Annotated in this window: 25 protein-coding genes and 1 tRNA gene; 17 read left to right on the forward strand and 9 right to left on the reverse strand. The window is 56.6% G+C overall.

Annotated elements, in window-relative coordinates; all coding sequences use genetic code 11:
* The first annotated feature begins 78 nt into the window (after positions 1-78).
* On the forward strand, positions 79-1,782 hold the full coding sequence (locus tag AC2FJZ_RS02165) for a hypothetical protein (protein ID WP_496775928.1): 1,704 nt from the start codon (positions 79-81) through the stop codon (positions 1,780-1,782).
* A 186-nt stretch (positions 1,783-1,968) separates the two neighbouring features.
* Entirely contained in the window at positions 1,969-2,517 is a 549-nt protein-coding gene (locus tag AC2FJZ_RS02170) for a GNAT family N-acetyltransferase (protein ID WP_172677853.1), read from the forward strand.
* Between the two features lie 14 nt (positions 2,518-2,531).
* Here the strand turns inward: AC2FJZ_RS02170 and AC2FJZ_RS02175 are convergent, their stop codons facing one another.
* From AC2FJZ_RS02175 to nthA, 5 genes are all read right to left on the reverse strand, one after another.
* Positions 2,532-2,768 (reverse strand): DUF2842 domain-containing protein, encoded by a 237-nt coding sequence (locus tag AC2FJZ_RS02175; protein WP_050602657.1) that lies wholly within the window; start codon positions 2,766-2,768, stop codon positions 2,532-2,534.
* The gene (locus AC2FJZ_RS02180) at positions 2,768-4,063 is read right to left on the reverse strand and encodes an adenylosuccinate synthase (RefSeq protein WP_496667952.1); all 1,296 of its coding nucleotides are present in this window, start codon (positions 4,061-4,063) and stop codon (positions 2,768-2,770) included. Before AC2FJZ_RS02180 ends, AC2FJZ_RS02175 begins: the two co-directional genes overlap by 1 nt.
* Positions 4,064-4,284: 221 nt before the next feature.
* A complete protein-coding gene (locus AC2FJZ_RS02185; RefSeq protein WP_496775929.1) occupies positions 4,285-4,614 on the reverse strand; it encodes a nitrile hydratase accessory protein in 330 nt (109 codons plus the stop codon).
* A complete protein-coding gene (nthB, locus tag AC2FJZ_RS02190; RefSeq protein ID WP_496775930.1) occupies positions 4,611-5,288 on the reverse strand; it encodes a nitrile hydratase subunit beta in 678 nt (225 codons plus the stop codon). The genes AC2FJZ_RS02185 and nthB overlap by 4 nt, the downstream gene beginning before the upstream one ends.
* Complete coding sequence (nthA, locus tag AC2FJZ_RS02195; RefSeq protein ID WP_496775931.1) at positions 5,285-5,899, reverse strand: nitrile hydratase subunit alpha; 615 nt, start codon at positions 5,897-5,899, stop codon at positions 5,285-5,287. The genes nthB and nthA overlap by 4 nt, the downstream gene beginning before the upstream one ends.
* Positions 5,900-6,050: 151 nt before the next feature.
* Between nthA and secG the strand changes: the two genes are divergently transcribed.
* The 11 genes from secG (at position 6,051) to AC2FJZ_RS02250 (ending at position 15,067) form a co-directional block, all read left to right on the forward strand.
* Complete coding sequence (gene secG, locus AC2FJZ_RS02200; protein WP_496775932.1) at positions 6,051-6,416, forward strand: preprotein translocase subunit SecG; 366 nt, start codon at positions 6,051-6,053, stop codon at positions 6,414-6,416.
* 160 nt (positions 6,417-6,576) lie between these two features.
* Positions 6,577-8,220, forward strand: a complete 1,644-nt coding sequence (pyrG, locus tag AC2FJZ_RS02205) for a CTP synthase (RefSeq protein WP_496667947.1) — start codon at positions 6,577-6,579, stop codon at positions 8,218-8,220.
* A 123-nt stretch (positions 8,221-8,343) separates the two neighbouring features.
* The gene (locus AC2FJZ_RS02210; RefSeq protein WP_050602664.1) at positions 8,344-8,826 is read left to right on the forward strand and encodes a bacterioferritin; all 483 of its coding nucleotides are present in this window, start codon (positions 8,344-8,346) and stop codon (positions 8,824-8,826) included.
* A gap of 167 nt (positions 8,827-8,993) precedes the next feature.
* Complete coding sequence (locus AC2FJZ_RS02215; RefSeq protein ID WP_496775933.1) at positions 8,994-9,770, forward strand: isocitrate lyase/PEP mutase family protein; 777 nt, start codon at positions 8,994-8,996, stop codon at positions 9,768-9,770.
* A 181-nt stretch (positions 9,771-9,951) separates the two neighbouring features.
* Positions 9,952-10,401: a tellurite resistance TerB family protein gene (locus AC2FJZ_RS02220; RefSeq protein WP_050602666.1), complete on the forward strand. Its 450-nt coding sequence runs from the start codon at positions 9,952-9,954 to the stop codon at positions 10,399-10,401.
* Between the two features lie 20 nt (positions 10,402-10,421).
* Positions 10,422-10,859, forward strand: a complete 438-nt coding sequence (locus tag AC2FJZ_RS02225) for a tellurite resistance TerB family protein (protein ID WP_050602667.1) — start codon at positions 10,422-10,424, stop codon at positions 10,857-10,859.
* 5 nt (positions 10,860-10,864) lie between these two features.
* Positions 10,865-11,608, forward strand: a complete 744-nt coding sequence (locus AC2FJZ_RS02230) for a phosphate/phosphite/phosphonate ABC transporter substrate-binding protein (RefSeq protein ID WP_496776123.1) — start codon at positions 10,865-10,867, stop codon at positions 11,606-11,608.
* Between the two features lie 125 nt (positions 11,609-11,733).
* Complete coding sequence (locus AC2FJZ_RS02235) at positions 11,734-12,510, forward strand: ABC transporter ATP-binding protein (RefSeq protein ID WP_050603008.1); 777 nt, start codon at positions 11,734-11,736, stop codon at positions 12,508-12,510.
* A gap of 32 nt (positions 12,511-12,542) precedes the next feature.
* A complete protein-coding gene (locus AC2FJZ_RS02240) occupies positions 12,543-13,292 on the forward strand; it encodes a transporter substrate-binding domain-containing protein (RefSeq protein ID WP_496667944.1) in 750 nt (249 codons plus the stop codon).
* An 84-nt stretch (positions 13,293-13,376) separates the two neighbouring features.
* On the forward strand, positions 13,377-14,264 hold the full coding sequence (locus AC2FJZ_RS02245; protein ID WP_496775934.1) for an ABC transporter permease: 888 nt from the start codon (positions 13,377-13,379) through the stop codon (positions 14,262-14,264).
* Entirely contained in the window at positions 14,261-15,067 is an 807-nt protein-coding gene (locus AC2FJZ_RS02250; RefSeq protein ID WP_050602671.1) for an ABC transporter permease, read from the forward strand. Before AC2FJZ_RS02245 ends, AC2FJZ_RS02250 begins: the two co-directional genes overlap by 4 nt.
* Positions 15,068-15,156: 89 nt before the next feature.
* Here AC2FJZ_RS02250 and AC2FJZ_RS02255 read toward each other — a convergent pair.
* Together AC2FJZ_RS02255 and AC2FJZ_RS02260 are read right to left on the reverse strand one after the other, a co-directional pair.
* Positions 15,157-15,233: transfer RNA gene (locus AC2FJZ_RS02255), tRNA-His, on the reverse strand.
* Positions 15,234-15,280: 47 nt separating this feature from the next.
* The gene (locus AC2FJZ_RS02260) at positions 15,281-15,763 is read right to left on the reverse strand and encodes a GNAT family N-acetyltransferase (protein ID WP_496667942.1); all 483 of its coding nucleotides are present in this window, start codon (positions 15,761-15,763) and stop codon (positions 15,281-15,283) included.
* 77 nt (positions 15,764-15,840) lie between these two features.
* Between AC2FJZ_RS02260 and AC2FJZ_RS02265 the strand changes: the two genes are divergently transcribed.
* Positions 15,841-16,029: a DUF6324 family protein gene (locus tag AC2FJZ_RS02265; protein WP_050602678.1), complete on the forward strand. Its 189-nt coding sequence runs from the start codon at positions 15,841-15,843 to the stop codon at positions 16,027-16,029.
* A 2-nt stretch (positions 16,030-16,031) separates the two neighbouring features.
* Here the strand turns inward: AC2FJZ_RS02265 and AC2FJZ_RS02270 are convergent, their stop codons facing one another.
* Entirely contained in the window at positions 16,032-16,463 is a 432-nt protein-coding gene (locus tag AC2FJZ_RS02270) for an MmcB family DNA repair protein (protein ID WP_496775935.1), read from the reverse strand.
* Positions 16,464-16,577: 114 nt separating this feature from the next.
* Between AC2FJZ_RS02270 and AC2FJZ_RS02275 the strand changes: the two genes are divergently transcribed.
* Positions 16,578-16,898, forward strand: a complete 321-nt coding sequence (locus AC2FJZ_RS02275) for an ArsR/SmtB family transcription factor (RefSeq protein WP_496775936.1) — start codon at positions 16,578-16,580, stop codon at positions 16,896-16,898.
* Complete coding sequence (locus AC2FJZ_RS02280; RefSeq protein ID WP_496775937.1) at positions 16,895-17,320, forward strand: SRPBCC family protein; 426 nt, start codon at positions 16,895-16,897, stop codon at positions 17,318-17,320. Before AC2FJZ_RS02275 ends, AC2FJZ_RS02280 begins: the two co-directional genes overlap by 4 nt.
* Before the next feature lie 214 nt (positions 17,321-17,534).
* Here the strand turns inward: AC2FJZ_RS02280 and AC2FJZ_RS02285 are convergent, their stop codons facing one another.
* The gene (locus AC2FJZ_RS02285; RefSeq protein ID WP_050602682.1) at positions 17,535-17,840 is read right to left on the reverse strand and encodes a hypothetical protein; all 306 of its coding nucleotides are present in this window, start codon (positions 17,838-17,840) and stop codon (positions 17,535-17,537) included.
* 87 nt (positions 17,841-17,927) lie between these two features.
* On the opposite strand from AC2FJZ_RS02285, the gene AC2FJZ_RS02290 reads away from it, so the two are divergent.
* Entirely contained in the window at positions 17,928-18,116 is a 189-nt protein-coding gene (locus tag AC2FJZ_RS02290; RefSeq protein ID WP_496775938.1) for a hypothetical protein, read from the forward strand.
* The last annotated feature ends 122 nt before the right edge of the window (positions 18,117-18,238 follow it).

Consider the following 18,238-nt stretch of genomic DNA (forward strand, 5'->3'; position numbering starts at 1 on the left):
TGCAGGATGTTCAGAGCCGATGTGTGCTCCCGATTCCGGGTAAGTTGGCTCTCGTAGTTTGTAAAGGACGTGCGTCTGATGGTACAGAATAACAAGGTATTGACAGTTTCTTACGGAACCTTCTCCTGCACTTTGGAAGGATTTGACGATTCCTTTGAGACGATGAAAGCCATCGCCGAGTATTTTCGCGATCTTGCAGCGGATGACCGCTATTTCGGCTCGGAACCCCCTCAACCTGATGCCGAGATGCTGGCCCACATAGCCCGGCGCGACGCGTCGCAGCGCGTTGAAGCCAGTCAAAACGACACCGGCCTTTTGCTGCGCGCGACTCAGACGCCCGCAACCGCTGCAACTGTCACCCATCAGGATCCAGCCCCGCAAGCAGCAGCCGTGATGTCCGCTGCAACCGCGCCGACTCACGGACAGCCAAGCCCGGCCGAAACCAGCTTCGCAGAGGCGGAACCAGTTGGAGACACTCCTCCTCCGGAAGCCGACAGCATCGCCGCAAAGCTGCAGCGCATTCGGGCCGTTGTTTCTCATTCAGACGTTCCACCCGCAGCCTATTCCGAAGACGAGGATACTTCGCTGCTGACCAACCCCCAGCCCCCTGTTGACGCTGTTGCGGCAGCGTTTGAAGCCGGTGCTCTCAACGCTGAGGACTTTGCTGAACCCGAAGAACCCAAGGCCGAAGAAACGCAAGAATATGTTGTCGATGAACCTGAAGCTGAAGAAACAGATGACCTGACCGCCGAAGCCCCTACCGAAGCACAGGACACCGAAGCCGACGAAATCCTAACGTTCGAAACCGACGATTTGCCCGTGCCTCTGACCCCCGAGCACGTGCAAGTTGACGATCTGGAAGACACTTCGGAAATGGAGCAGCTTCCCGCCGAAGAACTGCTTGCGGACGTGGAACAGGAAACTGAGGACGAATTTGACGAAGAGGACATCCCGAACATCCTTAACGTCGAAGATGTGGCCATCGAAACTGCGGACGAGGTCGCAGATGACGCGGATGAAGATCTTAAGCAGGGCATGTTGACCGCTGAGGATGAAGAAAACCTGCTGAGCGAGATTTCCGATATCGAAGACAGTTTTGCCGTTCGTTCCAGCCAGAGGCTGACCGACGATGCAGATCCCGATCAGGACGTTCTGCGTCTGATGGCCAAAACAGGCGAACATATGGACGACCCGTCCAGCAGCGATGCGCGGGAAACCTATTCGCACCTGCGCACAGCCGTTGCAGCGACCGAAGCCGAACTTGATGACAACGCCACTGCGTCCTCGAAGGATGAGGAATATCGCGGCGACCTTGAATCCGTAGTCAGCCCCCGCCGCCCCGAGGTGAAGGTGACAAGTGCACGCCCGGAAACGGATGCACCTGCCCCGCTTAAACTGGTGGCAGAGCAGCGTGTTGACGACCAAAGCCAACCAACCGGACCGGTTATGCCGCGCCGCGTAACCTCGGATTTGGACGATACCGGATCGGAAGAAGGCGGCTTTGCACAGTTTGCACAGGACCAGGGCGCGCAATCGCTGCCCGACCTTCTGGAAGCAGCCGCTGCCTATCTTTCCTTCATCGAAGGCCAGGAACAGTTCTCTCGTCCGCAGCTGATGAACAAGGTCCGCTCATTGAAACAGGATGAGTTCAATCGCGAAGAAAGCCTGCGTTCATTCGGTCAGCTGCTGCGCGATGGAAAAATCGAAAAAGCTGGCGGTGGCCGGTTCGCCGCATCCAACCTGATCGGCTTCCGTCCAGATGATGAGCGCGCAGTTGGTTAAGTGACGCGCCAACAGACAAGCAGGGCCGGGTAAACCCCGGCCCTTTTTTGTCGCTCCCACGGAAAGGCGAGTTGGAAAAACTTTTTAGGCAGCGTCAACCAACAATTTATGCTGCAGTGCAGAATTGTGATATACTCTTACGGCAGAAATCTCGTCATCATGCCCGTTTCAGACAGAGGAAACGCTATGCAAGACGTCATAATTCGCCGACTTCGAAAATACGACCAAGCCTTAGTTACAAACCATTTCAACAGCTTGGATGAAGATGTTTTGTTGTCACGCTTTGGTACACCTGTTCAGCCTGAGGGATTGCGACACTACATTTCCAACATGTTTGCGAACGCAGCATTGATATTCGGAGCCTTTCCGGATTCTTGCCTGCGTGGTGTAGGAGAGTTGCGTTTGATACCTGATCATAAACACCACGCCGCGGAAGCCGCCTTTACTGTCGAAAAAGTTTGGCAGGATCAGGGGATTGGGGATGCTTTGTTGTCACGCCTCATTACGGTAGCTCAAAACAGAGGGGTCAGAGAAGTTCACATGCTATGCCTTGCAACCAATCAAAAAATGCGACGCCTGGCCGAGAAACACAATGCAGAGCTAGCACTTGTGCCAGGTCAGGTTGAGGCTACTCTGACCACCCCATGGCCGACCCCCTTCAGCATGGCGAAAGAAATCACAAGCGAGTACCGCGCGTTTACGCGCGCAGTGCTAAGCTGGCCAAACCATGTGTAAACTTCACAACAGGCTCAGGACTGATCCGGGTCTTCTTTCCCGACGCCGCGAAACACGAACTTGAACGGCAGAGCCCAAAGAATGCCAAGAACGATATAGACCAGAAGCTCCACCCAGATCGGGGGGCGCTCCAGCCAGTTCACAACTGTCACCACCGCCACAATATAAAGTGGCAGTCCAACAACAAGGATCACCAGCGACCACCGGCGGCGCGCCTTATAGCTTAGACCTGGTTTGTTTTCCTCGGTCATCAGTCAGCAAAGGGGTCGGTCACCAGAATGGTGTCGTCCCGCTCCGGGCTGGTGGACAGAAGCGCCACGGGGCATTCGATCAGTTCTTCGACCCGTCGCACATACTTGATCGCGTTGGCAGGCAGATCGGCCCAACTGCGCGCGCCTTCGGTCGATTCGCTCCAACCAGGCATTTCTTCGTAGATCGGGGTACAACGCGCCTGCTGGTCAGCTGCCGTGGGCAGATAATCCAAACGTTCGCCGTCCAGTTCATACCCCGTGCAGATTTTCAGCGTTTCAAAGCCGTCCAGAACATCGAGCTTGGTCAGCGAGATGCCGTTTACACCGCTGGTCGCGCAGGTTTGCCGCACCAGACACGCATCGAACCAACCACAGCGACGTTTGCGGCCCGTGACGGTGCCGAACTCATGCCCACGGGTTCCGAGGCGCAGACCATCATCATCGTCCAGCTCGGTCGGGAACGGCCCCTCACCCACACGAGTGGTATAGGCTTTTACGATGCCCAACACGAAATCCACAGATCCCGGTCCAATACCCACACCTGTCGCCGCCTGCCCGGCGATCACGTTCGAAGATGTCACAAACGGATAAGTTCCGAAGTCGATGTCCAGCAATGCACCTTGCGCGCCTTCAAACAGGATACGTTTGCCGGCTTTGCGTTTTTCGTTCAACACTTTCCAGACGGGTGCCGCGAACGGCAGAATCTGCTGCGCGATCTCTTTCAACTGAGCGATCAGCCCATCGCGGTCAACTGGTTCAATCCCCAACCCCTTGCGCAGCGGATCATGGTGCTGCAACGCGCGGTCGACACGTGCCTCAAGCGTCGCTTCGTCAGCCAGATCAGCAACACGAACGGACCGACGGCCAACCTTGTCCTCGTAAGCCGGCCCAATACCGCGACCAGTGGTTCCGATTTTGGTGCCTTTGCTCGCGGCTTCTTCACGTGCGCGGTCCAGCTCACCATGAATGGGCAGAATCAGCGGTGTGTTTTCAGCGATCATCAGTGTTTCCGGACTGATCTCGACACCCTGCTCGCGGATCGAAGCGATTTCCCCGACCAGATGCCAGGGGTCTAGCACAACACCGTTGCCGATGACGCTCAGCTTGCCGCCGCGCACGACACCCGATGGTAACGCGTTCAGTTTGTAGACTTCCCCGTCAATGACCAGCGTGTGACCGGCATTATGCCCGCCCTGAAAACGCGCGATCACGTCCGCCCGTTCGCTGAGCCAGTCGACGATCTTGCCTTTTCCTTCGTCACCCCACTGGGCGCCGACAACAACCACGTTGGCCATATCCGGTCCTTTTGTGCTGAATTACCAAACCCGGCTCGTATAGCGGGGCGCAAACGGCAGGGAAACCGATATTTCGCCGCAGATGAAAATCGCGCGAACGCGCAATGCCTCCGGTGGGGATATTTGAAGCCAGATGAAGAAAGGATCCCCTGTTTCATCTGGCTGGAAATATCCCGGGGAGTCGCCCGAATGGGCGGTGGGGGCAGAGCCCCTCCCCAACATTATCGCAAATGCACCGGTTGCCCGTGGGGTGTCGTCAGATAAGCCTCTTCCCACGCATGATGCAGGTCTTTCACATCCTGCGGTAGAGCGGTGCCTTGATCGGCCAGCAAACACTCAAGCGTTTCCAGCCAAGCATGGAAATAGTCATCGCCACCATCCAGTTCCCGATCAAGGCCATTGCGTTTAAGTGTGTCCGAAAAACGTGCCGCCCAGTCAGACCAGTCAAACCGCCCTGCCTCGTTCAACGCAACTGTGACGGCAAAGACCTGCGCGTGCCAGGGTTCAGCGAAGACAGGCTCAGGTGCGCTGTGGGTGATGCAATCGCTCATGCCGGCTCCAGATAGCTTTGCCACAGATCCAGCACCACTTCGTCATCAGGGTGTTCAGGGCTAGACCATAGTTCCGACGCCGGGAAAACCACCGCAAAGATCGGTTCAGGCGCTTCGCCTAACCCATGCGCATTGGAATCGGGCAGAACATGGGTTCCGTGCAGGCGTAAGATGCGCCCCTTGGCGCCAGATGCATAGATCGGCAGGCGTGTATGGCCGCCGTCTACAAGGCGATTCGCTGCACGCCGAGTCGTGACAACCTCTTGCCCAACAGAATAGCGCACCGCGATGTTTGAGGGCCTGTCTGCAGGACCACCTTTCGCCAATGCCGCGGACACAGCTTCCGCTTTCAGCATTTTGTCAGCCAGCGGGTGCGGTTCGTTCTCTCCACCACCACGCAGATCTTCAAGGGTCAATACTCCGTTCTCGACCAACAAATCGGTCAGCCCCGAGATCCATTTCTCATAATACGAAAACCGCGTGTAATCCTTGGGTGACAGCCGTTCGCGCGCATGGCGGGATACATCAATGTTCCACTGCCCCAGAAACCCGGACGCGAGTGTCACTGCCAAGGCTCGAGCGTGCCACTCCTCGGCAAAAACCGGCGCGTCTTCTGCTTCAGGGTTTATCGGCCCATCCCCAAAACGCCCCCCCATGTCATGAACGCGCGTCATGAGGGCACCCTGGGAAGGCCGGTGCCGATCATACTGTCGCGTGTAACCAGCGCGGCAAGTTTGTCTTCACTCAACCCATCTGTGCCTTCGGGACGCATCGGCAGAACGAGGTAGCGAATCTCGGCGGTCGAATCCCAGACCCGCACCGAAGTGCCCTCGACCAGGGTGACGCCGAATTCAGCCAGCACTTTGCGCGGTTCGCGCACGGCTCGGGCCCGGTAGGCGTCCGACTTGTACCAGCCGGGCGGGATACCCAACAACGGCCACGGGTAGCAGCTGCACAAGGTGCAGACGACCATGTTGTGCTGGGCTGGCGTGTTCTCGACAACAACCATATGTTCACCCTGCCGACCATAATAGCCAAGATCAGCCACCACAGGCGTGGCGTTTTCCAGCAAGGCCGCCTTGAAAGCCGGGTCGCTCCACGCTTTGGCAACGACGCGCGTACCGTTCTGTGGGCCAATCCTGTTCTGATAAGTGTCAATGATTTCATCCAGTGCCGCCGGGTTGATCAGCCCTTTGCGGGTCAGAATCGTTTCCAGTGCCTTTACTCGCAAAACAGGTTCCGGCGGCAGTAAAGCGTGCGGGTGGTCGTGATCGTCATGTGGCATGGGCCGCAGCCTGCGTTACGCTACGGCGTTCTGTCCAGTCCCTTTACCGTGATATGATACATCACGCGTCGTGATGCGAACTCCTGACTTGCCCCCGCTGGCAAACTTGCATAAGTACCTCGCGATACACGTCACGCTGTACAGGACCACCATGGAAAACGTCGTTCTCATCATCCACCTTCTGTTGGCCTTGGGCCTGATTGCCGTTGTTCTGATGCAGCGGTCCGAAGGCGGTGGCCTTGGTATGGGCGGTGGCGGCGGTGGCGCCATGACAGGCCGTGCAGCGGCAACCGCTTTGGGCAAGGTGACATGGATTCTGGCTGCGTGCTTCATCGTGACTTCGGTCACGCTGACCATTCTGGCCGCTCAGAAGTCCTCGGGCAGCTCGGTGATTGATCGTCTGGGTGGTCAGGCGCCGGCTTCGACCGAAGAAAGCACTCCGGCGATTCCGTCGGCAGATGACCTTCTGCCGCCGACACAGGGCGACAACGCGCCACTGATCCCGCAGGCGGACTGATCCACAAAACCTAGAAACCAGAAAGAGAACTGCAACAGCATCTTGCGGTTCTCTTGCGCTATTGGCGCGAATCCTTTATATGTGAAGTCCCGTGGTGCAGCGGTTTTTCGGAACCGCCGGGCAGCTGATTTTGACGTCTCACGGGAGCAGCCGAAAAACTATGGCGCGTTTTATTTTCATCACTGGTGGTGTGGTTTCGTCCTTGGGCAAAGGACTGGCTTCGGCGGCTTTGGGTGCACTGTTGCAGGCGCGGGGATACTCGGTACGCCTGCGCAAACTGGACCCCTATCTGAACGTCGATCCTGGCACGATGTCGCCGTTTGAACATGGCGAAGTGTTCGTCACCGACGATGGGGCCGAAACCGATCTGGACCTTGGCCACTATGAACGTTTCACCGGTGTGGCCGCCCGCAAGACCGACTCGGTCAGTTCGGGGCGCATTTATTCGAATGTGCTCGAGAAAGAGCGCCGTGGTGATTACCTTGGCAAGACCATTCAGGTCATCCCGCACGTCACCAACGAGATCAAGGACTTCATCGCCATTGGCGAGGATGAGGTTGATTTCATGCTGTGTGAGATTGGCGGCACCGTCGGCGATATCGAAGGCCTGCCCTTCTTTGAAGCCATCCGTCAGTTCAGTCAGGACAAACCGCGCGGGCAATGTCTTTTCATGCATCTGACGCTGCTGCCATTCATCAAAGCCTCAGGCGAGTTGAAAACCAAACCAACTCAGCATTCGGTGAAAGAGTTGCGCTCGATTGGTCTGGCCCCTGATATTCTGGTGTGCCGGTCCGAGGGTCCGATCCCGACCAAGGAACGCGAAAAACTGGCCCTGTTCTGTAACGTCCGCCCCGACAGCGTGATCGCGGCGCAGGACCTTTCCACGATCTATGACGCCCCGCTGGCCTATCACCGTGAAGGATTGGATCAGGCCGTTCTGGACGCGTTCCAGATCAGCCCCGCCCCAAAACCCGATCTGGCCAAGTGGGAAGACGTCAGCGACCGTATTCACAACGCCGAAGGCGAAGTGAAGGTCGCCATCGTCGGCAAATACACACAGCTCGAAGACGCCTATAAATCGATTGCCGAGGCGTTGACCCATGGCGGTATGGCCAACCGGGTGAAGGTGAAAGTCGAGTGGGTCGATGCCGAGGTGTTCGACACCGAAGACGCCGCACCGCATCTGGAAGGCTTCCACGCCATCCTCGTACCCGGCGGGTTTGGCGAGCGTGGCACCGAAGGCAAGATCAAGGCCGCTCAGTATGCGCGCGAACACAAGGTGCCTTATCTGGGTATCTGTCTGGGTATGCAGATGGCCGTGATCGAAGCCGCTCGGAATGCGGCGGGAATCACAGAAGCAGGCTCGGAAGAGTTCGACCACGAGGCCGGTAAAAAGCGGTTTGAACCTGTGGTTTACCACCTGAAAGAATGGGTACAGGGCAATCACAAGGTTGAACGCAAAGTCGGCGACGACAAAGGCGGCACCATGCGTTTGGGCGCTTACAACGCGGTACTGGCCGAAGGGTCCAAAGTTGCTGACGTCTATGGCAACACCCAGATCGAAGAACGCCACCGTCACCGCTATGAGGTGGACATCAAGTACCGTGAGCAGCTTGAGAAAGCAGGCCTGAACTTCTCGGGCATGTCGCCGGATGGCCGGTTGCCGGAAATTGTCGAATGGTCGGATCACCCCTGGTTCATCGGCGTTCAGTACCACCCGGAACTCAAGTCCAAGCCGTTTGATCCGCACCCGCTGTTCCGCGACTTCGTGCGCGCAGCAAAAGACACTTCGCGTCTGGTTTGATATACCGCTGTGTCGGACTGTCGCCCCCGCGTTGTTTTGTGGGGGCTGATCTCTTAACTGTATGAGGATGCGGAGTTTCTGCTTCGCAGTTTGGATGCAGTTCAGAGATTCAGGAGATTTCCGATGAGCAACGCAACAACGATCACAAACCTCCAGCAAGCGCTGCATATGGAGCTGACGGCGGCGCATCAGTACCAGCTGCACGCCCATGTGCTGGAGGATTGGGGCCTGGATATCCTGGCCGAAAAGATGCGCGGCGAGATGCAGGAAGAATTGGGCCACTCTGACGCGTTCATTGAGCGCATTCTGTTCCTTGGCGGCGTACCCGAGCTTGAGTTTCAAAAAAGCCCGGCAGCAGCAGGTTCTCTGGAAGAGATGTTCTCTGCCGACCTGAAGGACGAAACCGAAGCCGTCGATTTCTATACCAAAGCCGCGCTACAGGCCGCTGAGGCCGGAGATGTCGGCTCACGCACCCTCTTCGAACGCATCCTGTTGGAAGAAGAAGGGCACAAAGAGTGGTTGGAAACTCAGCTGAGCCTGCTGAAACGTCTTGGCGATTCTAACTTCAGTGCAAAATTTGTCTCCGGTGTGGCAGACCAAGCCTGACGGTTATCGAACCAACCTATCAGACGACACAGGCAGCTAAAGGTTCTACGGAGCGTGCCTGCAAAGCCTGTGTCGTCTCTTCAAAGTGACGTGTGGGGCCGAAAAACCTCTATTCCCCTGTCTTGCAAGTGGCTAACTGTTGCGCTGACGACAACAGGAGAGTTCCGATGACCGACCAGATCCAGAACGCGAAGACCTTCACCAGCCTTCACAAAAAAGGCGATCCGGTCATCCTTTTCAACATCTGGGACGCAGGCAGCGCGGGCGCAGTGCGGGATGCTGGCGCACAGGCGATTGCGACCGGTAGCGCCCCGGTTGCCATGGCTCAAGGGTTCAGCGACGGACAAAACATCCCGATCGACGCCGCTTTGGACAACGCCCGCCGCATTGTATCTGCGGTCGATCTGCCGGTGACACTGGATTTCGAAGGCGCTTATGCAGAAGACGTGCAGGGGATCTCAGAAAATGTGAAGCGCGCTCTGGATTGCGGTGTGGTTGGCTTCAACTTCGAAGATCAGATCATCGGAGGTGCGGGGCTTTATGATGTGGCGGTTCAGGCCAAGCGCGTCGAAGCCATGTGTGAGGCGTGCGAAAGCGCGGGCATCTCCGCTTACGTCAATGCACGCACGGATCTCTTTCTCAAAGTTTCCGCTGAGGCCCATGATGAGGCCATGCTGGACGACGCCATCGCCCGCGCTGCTGCCTATGAAGCGGCCGGAGCCAGTGGTTTTTTTGCTCCCGGCCTGAAAGACGAATCCCTTATTGATCGTTTGTGCGCAACAACCAATCTGCCGGTGAACATCATTGCCCTCCCTGGGACGCCTGATTCTTCCAAGCTGGCTGAACTGGGCGTAGCGCGCATCAGCTATGGGCCTGTCCCTTACCGGCAGATGATCAAATGGCTGACCGAGCAGGCACAGACCGCCCTGCAATACCGGGGCTAATCACCCCAACAGGCTTGGGATTGCCTTCAAGACAGTTTTTTTCACCTTTTGGTTGAACCTAACTGTGCGGTGCATCAGAGTGCTGCCCATACCCGTATTGAACGGCGATCTTGTGATCATTCGGGGCTATGACGGGTAGTCTTCGCTTGGCGAGCCACAAAATATGGAATAACCTGATCCTATGTTGAAAAAGTTTCTTCAGGCGCTCAGGCCGCCTCAACATGAACACCTGCCAGATCCCGACGCCGAGCTTGCCCTGGGTGCGCTTATGGTGCGTGTGGCGCAGGCGGATCGGGATTACAAACTGGAAGAGATCAGTCTGATCGATAAGATTCTGGCCCGTCTTTACCAGCACAACGCGATCGAGGCAGCCAAAGTGCGGGCCACCTGCGAAAAGCTTCATGCCGCGGCGCCCGATACCGACACTTTTGGCAAGCTGATCCGGGAGACAACGGACCTGAAAGAGCGTCTGGCCGCGCTGGATGCATTGTGGGAAGTTGTTCTGGCCGATGGCAGCACGGATGAGGGCGAGATGAAGATCGTCGAAGAAGCCCGCGTTGCCATGGGGCTGAGCTTCAATGACAGCCAAGCCGCACGCGAACGCGTTCAAAGCCGCTTGGATGTAAGTTAGACGCTCGCTATATCTAACTCATGTTCAGTGAATTTCTTTCCAGGCTCACGCAGCCTCAACCCGCCCCGCTTGTCGAAGATGACGCCCGCCTTGCATTGACGGCCCTATTGGTACGTTTGGCACGTTCCGACAATGACTACTCTGATACCGAGATGGCGCGCATCGACCGTATCTCGGCAGAACGATATGGGTTGTCCCCATTCGAAAGCGCCGCATTGCGCGCCCGCGCCGAAGATCTGGAGGCCGAAGCCCCAGACACGGTTCGCTTTACCCGCGCCATCAAGGAAGCCGTCGCGTACGAGGATCGGCTTGCCGTGGTACAGGCGTTGTGGTCCGTGGCATTGGCTGACGGTCATCGCACAGGCGAAGAGGATTCATTGCTGCGCCTTGTGGTCAGCCTGTTGGGCGTGAGTGACGTGGATTCGGCCTTGGCGCGTCAAAGGGCTGCAAAGTCGTGATTGCGATGCTGGGCATGTATGACATGCCTGCGCTTCAAGCAGCTCATGATCGTTTCTGGAACCTGATACGCGATGATCTGAGCTTTGGTCCAGATCGACTGACCCGCGATCATAATATGTGGGACGTATGGCAGGATCCGGGTCTGATTCTAGCGCAGACATGCGGGATGCCCTACCGAACCCGGTTGCATGGTCAGGTCCAACTGGTGGGAACGCCGGATTACGACCTGCCCGATTGCCCGGCCGGATACTATAACTCGGTCTTCGTCACACGCAGAGATGATACACGTGACCTGAAAGATCTGGCGGACGGTACCTTTGCATATAACGAGGCGCTGTCTCAGTCCGGTTGGGCAGCCCCTATAGCGCATATGAAACTGATGAACCTGCGTCCTGCGACCCTGATGGAAACGGGTGGGCACGCCCTGTCAGCACAGGCTGTGTGCATAGGGAACGCTGATTATGCCGCGCTGGATGCGCTGACATGGCACCTGCTGCAAGAACACACTGATCTGGGTGAACACCTGCAAGGTCTGACAGGCACCTCGCCGACCCCAGCACTGCCTTACATTACCGCACAGGGGCAGGATGCCGCCCGGATTGCACGCGCGGTGCGTGCGGCTATCGACGGGCTGGAGGAAGGAGATCGGCAACAGCTGCATCTCAGAGGACTGATCGATATCCCACCTGCCGATTACCTGTCTGTTCCCAACCCGCCTACCCCAAAAGCTTTGCATTCAGTCAGTTGACCAAATTGTCGAACGCATTTGGTCATTTTGAGCGTTTGAGGTCTTGATTCTGTCTTTTGCGCATTGCATTGACCTTTTTTTTCAGCCCTAGTACCGCACCAACACCACCAACCACTGGATTGCCCGTGACAGAAACCGCTCCCGTCATCGAAATCAAAGACCTTCACAAAAGCTTCGGCCATCTCGAGGTTTTGAAGGGGGTGGATATCACAGCTCATCGCGGCGACGTGGTTTCGCTGATCGGCTCATCAGGGTCGGGAAAATCGACATTGCTGCGGTGCTGCAATCTGCTGGAAGACAGCCAGCAGGGTGAGATTCTGTTCAAGGGCGAACCGGTCCAGTGGACTGGAACCCATCACGGACGCCGCCCGGCGGATTCCAAACAGGTTTTGCGCATTCGCACCAATCTGTCGATGGTGTTTCAGCAATTTAATCTCTGGGCGCATTTGACCATCCTCCAGAACGTTATGGAAGCCCCCGTAACCGTCCTGGGCCGAGATAGGGCCGAGGTCGAAGACAGCGCACGCGCGTATCTGGAGAAGGTCGGCATCGGCGACAAATGCGACGTCTACCCCGCCCAATTGTCCGGCGGTCAGCAACAGCGTGCCGCCATTGCGCGCGGCTTGTGTATGGAGCCTGAGGCGCTGCTGTTCGACGAACCAACCTCGGCGCTGGACCCCGAGCTTGAACAAGAGGTCATCAAGGTGATCAAGGATCTGGCCGCCGAAGGGCGCACCATGATCATCGTGACCCATGACATGAAAATGGCTGCCGACATTTCAAGCCACGTAGTCTTCCTGCATCAGGGCTTGATCGAAGAAGAAGGCACACCCGAAGATATCTTTACGTCACCCGAATCCGAACGGCTTCGGGGCTTTCTCTCCGCCACTCAGGCGGCTTAAAATCAAAACAGAACCAAACTGGGGAGTAACCAATGAAAAACCTGATTCTGTCCACCGCAGCACTGGCGTTGACCGCCGGTATCGCCATGGCCGACACGGTCCGCATGGGCACCGAGGGCGCCTACCCTCCGTACAACTTCATCAACGATGCTGGTGAGATTGACGGATTCGAGCGTGAGGTCGGCGACGAGCTGTGCAAGCGCGCAAACCTGGAATGCGAATGGGTCAAGAACGACTGGGATTCGATCATCCCGAACCTGGTCTCAGGCAACTACGACACCATCATCGCGGGCATGTCGATCACCGACGAGCGTGACGAAGTCATCGACTTTACTCAGAACTACTTCCCGCCTGCGGCTTCGGCCTATGTAGGCGCAGCGGAAGGCGTTGATGTCGCCAGCGGTATCGTTGCGGCGCAAACCGCGACCATTCAGGCCGGTCACGTGGCTGAATCGGGTGCAACCCTGGTCGAGTTCGCAACCCCGGAAGAAACCATCGCAGCCGTTCGCAATGGCGAAGCCGATGCCGTCTTTGCTGACAAAGACTTTCTGGTGCCGATCGTCGACGAATCGGGCGGTGAGCTGGTTTTCGTAGGCGATGATGTCCCGCTGGGCGGTGGTATCGGTCTGGGCATCCGTGAATCGGATAGCGAACTGCGTGGCAAGTTCGACGAAGCGATCACTTCGATGAAAGCGGATGGCACATTGAACGAGCTGATCGGCAAATGGTTTGGCGAAGGCGTTCCGACCTACAACGCTGACGGTTCAGTCGTTACAAACTAAACCGCATCAAACAGCGGTTCGGCGCGCCTGTTGCGCCGAACCTCGCCCGGCAACTAAGCGGGCACGACGTTCGAAAGACGCTACATGTTTTCCTACTGCGCTGATCCTGACACGCTCGGAACACTCCGTTGGTTCTCTTGTTACCTGACCAACGGTGTTCACTTTTCCTTCTACCTGTCATTTCTCAAGGTGCTGGGATTACTGGCCGTGACCGCGCCTGTTGCTTTGGCGTTTGGATTTATGGGGGCAATGGCAGCCCGGTCGCATTTTCCACCGCTGAGCTGGCTGGGCAAAGGATACATCGCCATTGTGCGTGGTGTTCCGGACATCGCTTTCTTCTTGTTTTTTGTCATTGCCTTGGATCAGGCATTCGAATGGACGCGGCATAAAATCCTGTGCCCGGAATGGACCGACTCGATCCGCCAGGGAAATGACTTCATCGTCTGTCAGGCGGCCAAACTGCCCTTGGGTACTGCCCCGGAATGGGTGCATGAAACCTATGGGTTCTTCCTGGCCATCATCACCTTCTCAATCGTTTTCGGGGCCTTTGCCGCCAACGTCTTGTTTGGAGGGATGCGGGCTGTTCCGCACGCACAGCTTGAAACCGCCGAAGCCTATGGCATGTCCCGTCGCCAGACATTCTGGCGAATCCTTGTGCCGCAGATGTGGGTCTACGCCCTGCCCGGTTTGTCGAACCTTTGGATGGTGCTTATCAAAGCCACGCCGCTGCTGTTCCTGCTGGGCATCGAAGACATCGTCTACTGGGCGCGCGAACTGGGCGGCACCAAGACGTCCAAGTTTACCCAATACCCGCACGGAGACTGGCGCATGTGGTACTTCCTGTTCCTGCTTGTCTTCTATCTTGGCATGACCCGCGTGTCCGAGATCGGATTGGAAAAACTGATGCGTAAGCTGTCGCATGGACAAGCCACCTCGGGTGGTGAACTTCTGCGCAAGGAGACCACGGCATGAGCTGCTTGCAGACCATTCATGACTATGGCCTCCGTTCTCTTGGCATTGGCGAGCGCCTGCTTCCCAAGAACGACTTCACCTTGTGCGAACAGTTCACTCTGATCGGGTCGGGCATGATCTGGAACGTGTATTTCGGTATCATGGCACTGGCGACCGGGTTCCTTTTTGCCACCGCCCTGGCGGTTGGCAAAGCATCGCAGAACAAATGGCTGCGCAAGCCCTCGGAATGGTTCATCTTCCTGTTTCGCGGCTCGCCCTTGTTTATCCAGTTCTTCTTTGCCTATTTCTTCTTCCTGTCGCTGAAGAAATCCTACCCGATGTTTGACGCGTTCACCTCGGCCTGGTTGGGCGCGCTGATCGTTCTGTTCCTGAACACCGCCGCCTATTCAGGCGAGATCTTCTATGGCGCACTGCGGTCGATTCCCAAGGGTGATATCGAGGCTGCGGATGCCTACGGCATGTCTGGCTGGGCCCGCTTCCGCCGGATCGTCTGGCCGACGATGTTACGACTGGCATGGCCGGCGTACACGAACGAGGCGATCTTTCTGTTCCACGCCACCACACTAGTCTTCTTTTCGGCTTTCCCAGCCTGGCAACAACGCGGAGACGCGCTGTATTACGCCAGCTACTTTGCCGACAAGACATTCAACCCATTCGTTCCTTATCCGATTCTGGCGTTCTACTTCATCCTGCTGACATTGGTGATCGTCTGGGGATTTGGCATGATCAACAAGCGCCTGAACCGGCACCTTCCAGCCGCCAGACAGACCAAGATGCGCTTTCGGCTGAATCTGGCGCGCTGAGACACAGCGCGCCTGTCGCCTCACGGTCAAAATCAAACCAACGGCTCAACGCGTGCAGTCTTGCTAAAACAAACCAATTTTAAGAGAAGTGGTACCGCCTCCCTGGCTTGAACAGGGGACCTCTGGATCCACAATCCAGCGCTCTAACCAACTGAGCTAAGGCGGCACTCGTGAGGGGCGATGTACCGAACGCGCCGCAGGATTGCAAGAGGCTTAAAGTCGAAATTTCCAGCTTTGCTCGACAAGATCGACGCCAAAGGAATGCACCGGTTTGCTGCCCGTTAATTCCCAGCCAAACGCCCTATAAAGCGCACATGCCGCCGTGTGACTTTCATGGGTCCACAGAACCATTTCCTGGTATCCTGCCTCCCTAGCAAAGTCTGTACAGGATTCTAGCAGCCGTTTTCCCACCCCTTTACCACGTGCCTCGGGGACAACCAGAAACAGTCGTAGTTTGGCAGTGTGCTGATCGACACTTACACAAAAAATGCTGCCCAGTCGTTGCCCGCCTTGCTCTACGATCCAACCCTTTTCGCGGATGGGATCGTGGGATGTGATGAAGCCGTCAAGGATACGTGCCACCAAAGGCGCGAAGCTGTCATCGAACCCCTCATCACGTGCATAGAGCACACCATGCTGTTCAACCAGCCAAGCGGCATCATCGGGCTGGAAAGCTCTTAGAACGACATCATCCATATCTTATCTGACTACATTGGTGACTTGATTCTCAACCCCGCGCACGCTAGCACGAACGCTCAGTCTCGGAGGCACAGATGGGCATCAACACCGAACGCGACATTCAGGCAAATCTGCAAATCGGTCCGACCGATCAGGGTATGGTACGCTTGTTCATTGAAGCCGATGGCGTGGAAATTCCGATGGATTTCGAACCGGAAGAAGCCGAAGAAATCGCCGATGAGATCCGCGCCGCAATACAGGCCGCCCTGGCGGTGAAAGGCTGATCTCACAATCGTGGATCGCGCAGTGCGTGCAGACGACGCGCTGCATCTGTTGCAAACTTCTGGATCATCTTCTTGCGTCGCGCAGGGGCAAGCTTGTCTTCGGGCGCCATACGCACAATCTCGGCGTCATAGGCATCGGCAATGATCAGTCCTGTTTCATCGGGCAACAGGTCGGTCGGAAACCCGGTATCCACAGCCCAGAAGAATCGGTCGCACCACTCTAAATAGCCCTGCCATTTCGAATCTGACTGATAATCGGCCCGGCTGGATTTGCATTCGATCACCCAAAGTTCACCCTTGGGGCCCAACCCCATCACATCGACACGCAGGCCACGTGCCGGAACAAATTCCTCAACAGAAACAAAGCCATGCGCCGCAAGGTGCCGTGCGACACCGCGCGCCAGTTTCTGTCCAGGTTGCAAATCCAAAACCATTTCGCAAATGTGAACAATTAGCGAACAAATGTAAAGCGCCTCTTCAAGCTTGACATGATACCTAATAGTATCGCATCAATGTGATACCTAATGGTATCTCACTTGAGGGTGCTTATGGAAAACCAAACTCAAAACGCGTTTCGCGCGCTTGCGGACCCAACCCGCAGAGGCATCGTGCAACTGCTCGCGGTTCAGGACATGACGATCGGGCAGTTGACCGACCGGTTCGACATGACCCGCGCTGCGGTCAAGAAACACCTGACGGTGCTGTCTGATGGAGGGTTGATCTCGGTCGAAGTGCGCGGTCGAGAACGTATTAACCGACTTGAACCACTTGGGATGGCCCCTGTTCTGGATTGGCTCAGCTACTTTGACCAATTCTGGGATGATCGCCTCAATTCTCTCAAGGAAGCTGTTGAAGGGGAAGAAAAATGACCGATTCTGTATTGCAAAAAACGATCTTTCTGCGGGCCAAACCGGAAACCGTATGGGCCTATTTGACCGAGCCCGAACGGCTGGCGGAATGGTTTCACAAACCCCAGCGCACATTGGCAAGGGGACAAAAGCTTGAGATGTTCGGGACCACCAGCGGCGATCTTCTGATCTGGGGGGAAGTGCGCGAGGCGCGCGCGCCGGAATATCTGGAGTATACCTTCACCGTCAAACCGATGGGTGACGCCGTCAGCGTAGTCAAATGGACGCTGACCCCTGTTGCGGGCGGGACACGACTGAGCCTGCTGCACGAAGGATTGCCGCAAACCGCCGAGGCCTTCGGCCTGATCTTGGCACTGGACAACGGCTGGGACGAACATTTCGGCAAGATGCGCACAGCGATGCACGAAACTGTTGATGCGTAACCCCTTGTGCGAACCCGTCAGACGCCCTACTTAAGCGCGTGGCGGGTTCTGCCCTTCTTGTGACAGGTAGCATTCTGGTGGCCTTAAGCAATTCCGAGGGGGCTGGCTCTGTTCAGGTCCTGGCCTGATTACCTGGCGCCCACCTGTACATACAGGTCCTCGGGAATCAAACCACACGGTTGACTGGTGGTCCCGCCGCACTTTCCACGAAATATCAGCGCCCTGCGTGGGCCTCCTGTTTGACCGTTGCCGGTTCAAAGCTGTGAACGACCGGTGTTCCCCGGCGTGGACCCTGGGGCTTTTCTGCCATGCTCATGATCTTGTAAGCGAACTGAACACCGGCAAAGACGATACCATTCATGAACCAGATCATCACCAGAGCGACCAGGCCGACTTCGGAGCCAGTAATCAAGTGGCGCAGGTTAGCAACGTTCAGCGCCAATAACACGCCGACGAAAACGGCCGAAATAACAAAACCCCAGGCAACTTGTGTGATATACAGGCGGATCAGTTTCGGCATCGCATCTCTCCTTGCCTATCGCGAATATGATAGCGCATGCTTGGGTGCAGTAAACCACACCAAGTGCGGCAATTTAACAGAGACGCCATGAGCGCGCGGGACCAATTCGTTCTGGACCTTGTTGACGACTTTTCTTCATATCCGATTGACAGCGATCGCTGGGAATTCACCCTAAACCGATTGGCTGAACTGGGCGTCAACGCCCTAAACATTTTGCGTTTCACACCAAAGACAGGACAGATTCACTGGGTGCGCAGTTCGATGTCTAAACCCTGACTGAACCAATATAAACGCGGGGGACATACCGAGGCTGACCCGATGCTGGCGCAGGTCTTTAACGGCACCAAAAGTCTGTATGTACAAGCGGCCAGGCTGCGCGCCGAAGATGGTCATTCTGA

The sequence above is a fragment of the Ruegeria sp. CDSA079 genome, from assembly GCF_059612245.1.

Bases quoted from the DNA above. Each gene is read 5' to 3' on its own strand.
- AC2FJZ_RS02165 (WP_496775928.1), top strand. From the start codon at position 79: ATGGTACAGAATAACAAGGTATTGACAGTTTCTTACGGAACCTTCTCC.
- AC2FJZ_RS02170 (WP_172677853.1), top strand. From the start codon at position 1,969: ATGCAAGACGTCATAATTCGCCGACTTCGAAAATACGACCAAGCCTTA.
- AC2FJZ_RS02175 (WP_050602657.1), bottom strand. From the start codon at position 2,768: ATGACCGAGGAAAACAAACCAGGTCTAAGCTATAAGGCGCGCCGCCGG.
- AC2FJZ_RS02180 (WP_496667952.1), bottom strand. From the start codon at position 4,063: ATGGCCAACGTGGTTGTTGTCGGCGCCCAGTGGGGTGACGAAGGAAAA.
- AC2FJZ_RS02185 (WP_496775929.1), bottom strand. From the start codon at position 4,614: ATGAGCGATTGCATCACCCACAGCGCACCTGAGCCTGTCTTCGCTGAA.
- nthB (WP_496775930.1), bottom strand. From the start codon at position 5,288: ATGACGCGCGTTCATGACATGGGGGGGCGTTTTGGGGATGGGCCGATA.
- nthA (WP_496775931.1), bottom strand. From the start codon at position 5,899: ATGCCACATGACGATCACGACCACCCGCACGCTTTACTGCCGCCGGAA.
- secG (WP_496775932.1), top strand. From the start codon at position 6,051: ATGGAAAACGTCGTTCTCATCATCCACCTTCTGTTGGCCTTGGGCCTG.
- pyrG (WP_496667947.1), top strand. From the start codon at position 6,577: ATGGCGCGTTTTATTTTCATCACTGGTGGTGTGGTTTCGTCCTTGGGC.
- AC2FJZ_RS02210 (WP_050602664.1), top strand. From the start codon at position 8,344: ATGAGCAACGCAACAACGATCACAAACCTCCAGCAAGCGCTGCATATG.
- AC2FJZ_RS02215 (WP_496775933.1), top strand. From the start codon at position 8,994: ATGACCGACCAGATCCAGAACGCGAAGACCTTCACCAGCCTTCACAAA.
- AC2FJZ_RS02220 (WP_050602666.1), top strand. From the start codon at position 9,952: ATGTTGAAAAAGTTTCTTCAGGCGCTCAGGCCGCCTCAACATGAACAC.
- AC2FJZ_RS02225 (WP_050602667.1), top strand. From the start codon at position 10,422: ATGTTCAGTGAATTTCTTTCCAGGCTCACGCAGCCTCAACCCGCCCCG.
- AC2FJZ_RS02230 (WP_496776123.1), top strand. From the start codon at position 10,865: ATGCTGGGCATGTATGACATGCCTGCGCTTCAAGCAGCTCATGATCGT.
- AC2FJZ_RS02240 (WP_496667944.1), top strand. From the start codon at position 12,543: ATGAAAAACCTGATTCTGTCCACCGCAGCACTGGCGTTGACCGCCGGT.
- AC2FJZ_RS02245 (WP_496775934.1), top strand. From the start codon at position 13,377: ATGTTTTCCTACTGCGCTGATCCTGACACGCTCGGAACACTCCGTTGG.
- AC2FJZ_RS02250 (WP_050602671.1), top strand. From the start codon at position 14,261: ATGAGCTGCTTGCAGACCATTCATGACTATGGCCTCCGTTCTCTTGGC.
- AC2FJZ_RS02260 (WP_496667942.1), bottom strand. From the start codon at position 15,763: ATGGATGATGTCGTTCTAAGAGCTTTCCAGCCCGATGATGCCGCTTGG.
- AC2FJZ_RS02265 (WP_050602678.1), top strand. From the start codon at position 15,841: ATGGGCATCAACACCGAACGCGACATTCAGGCAAATCTGCAAATCGGT.
- AC2FJZ_RS02270 (WP_496775935.1), bottom strand. From the start codon at position 16,463: ATGGTTTTGGATTTGCAACCTGGACAGAAACTGGCGCGCGGTGTCGCA.
- AC2FJZ_RS02275 (WP_496775936.1), top strand. From the start codon at position 16,578: ATGGAAAACCAAACTCAAAACGCGTTTCGCGCGCTTGCGGACCCAACC.
- AC2FJZ_RS02280 (WP_496775937.1), top strand. From the start codon at position 16,895: ATGACCGATTCTGTATTGCAAAAAACGATCTTTCTGCGGGCCAAACCG.
- AC2FJZ_RS02285 (WP_050602682.1), bottom strand. From the start codon at position 17,840: ATGCCGAAACTGATCCGCCTGTATATCACACAAGTTGCCTGGGGTTTT.
- AC2FJZ_RS02290 (WP_496775938.1), top strand. From the start codon at position 17,928: ATGAGCGCGCGGGACCAATTCGTTCTGGACCTTGTTGACGACTTTTCT.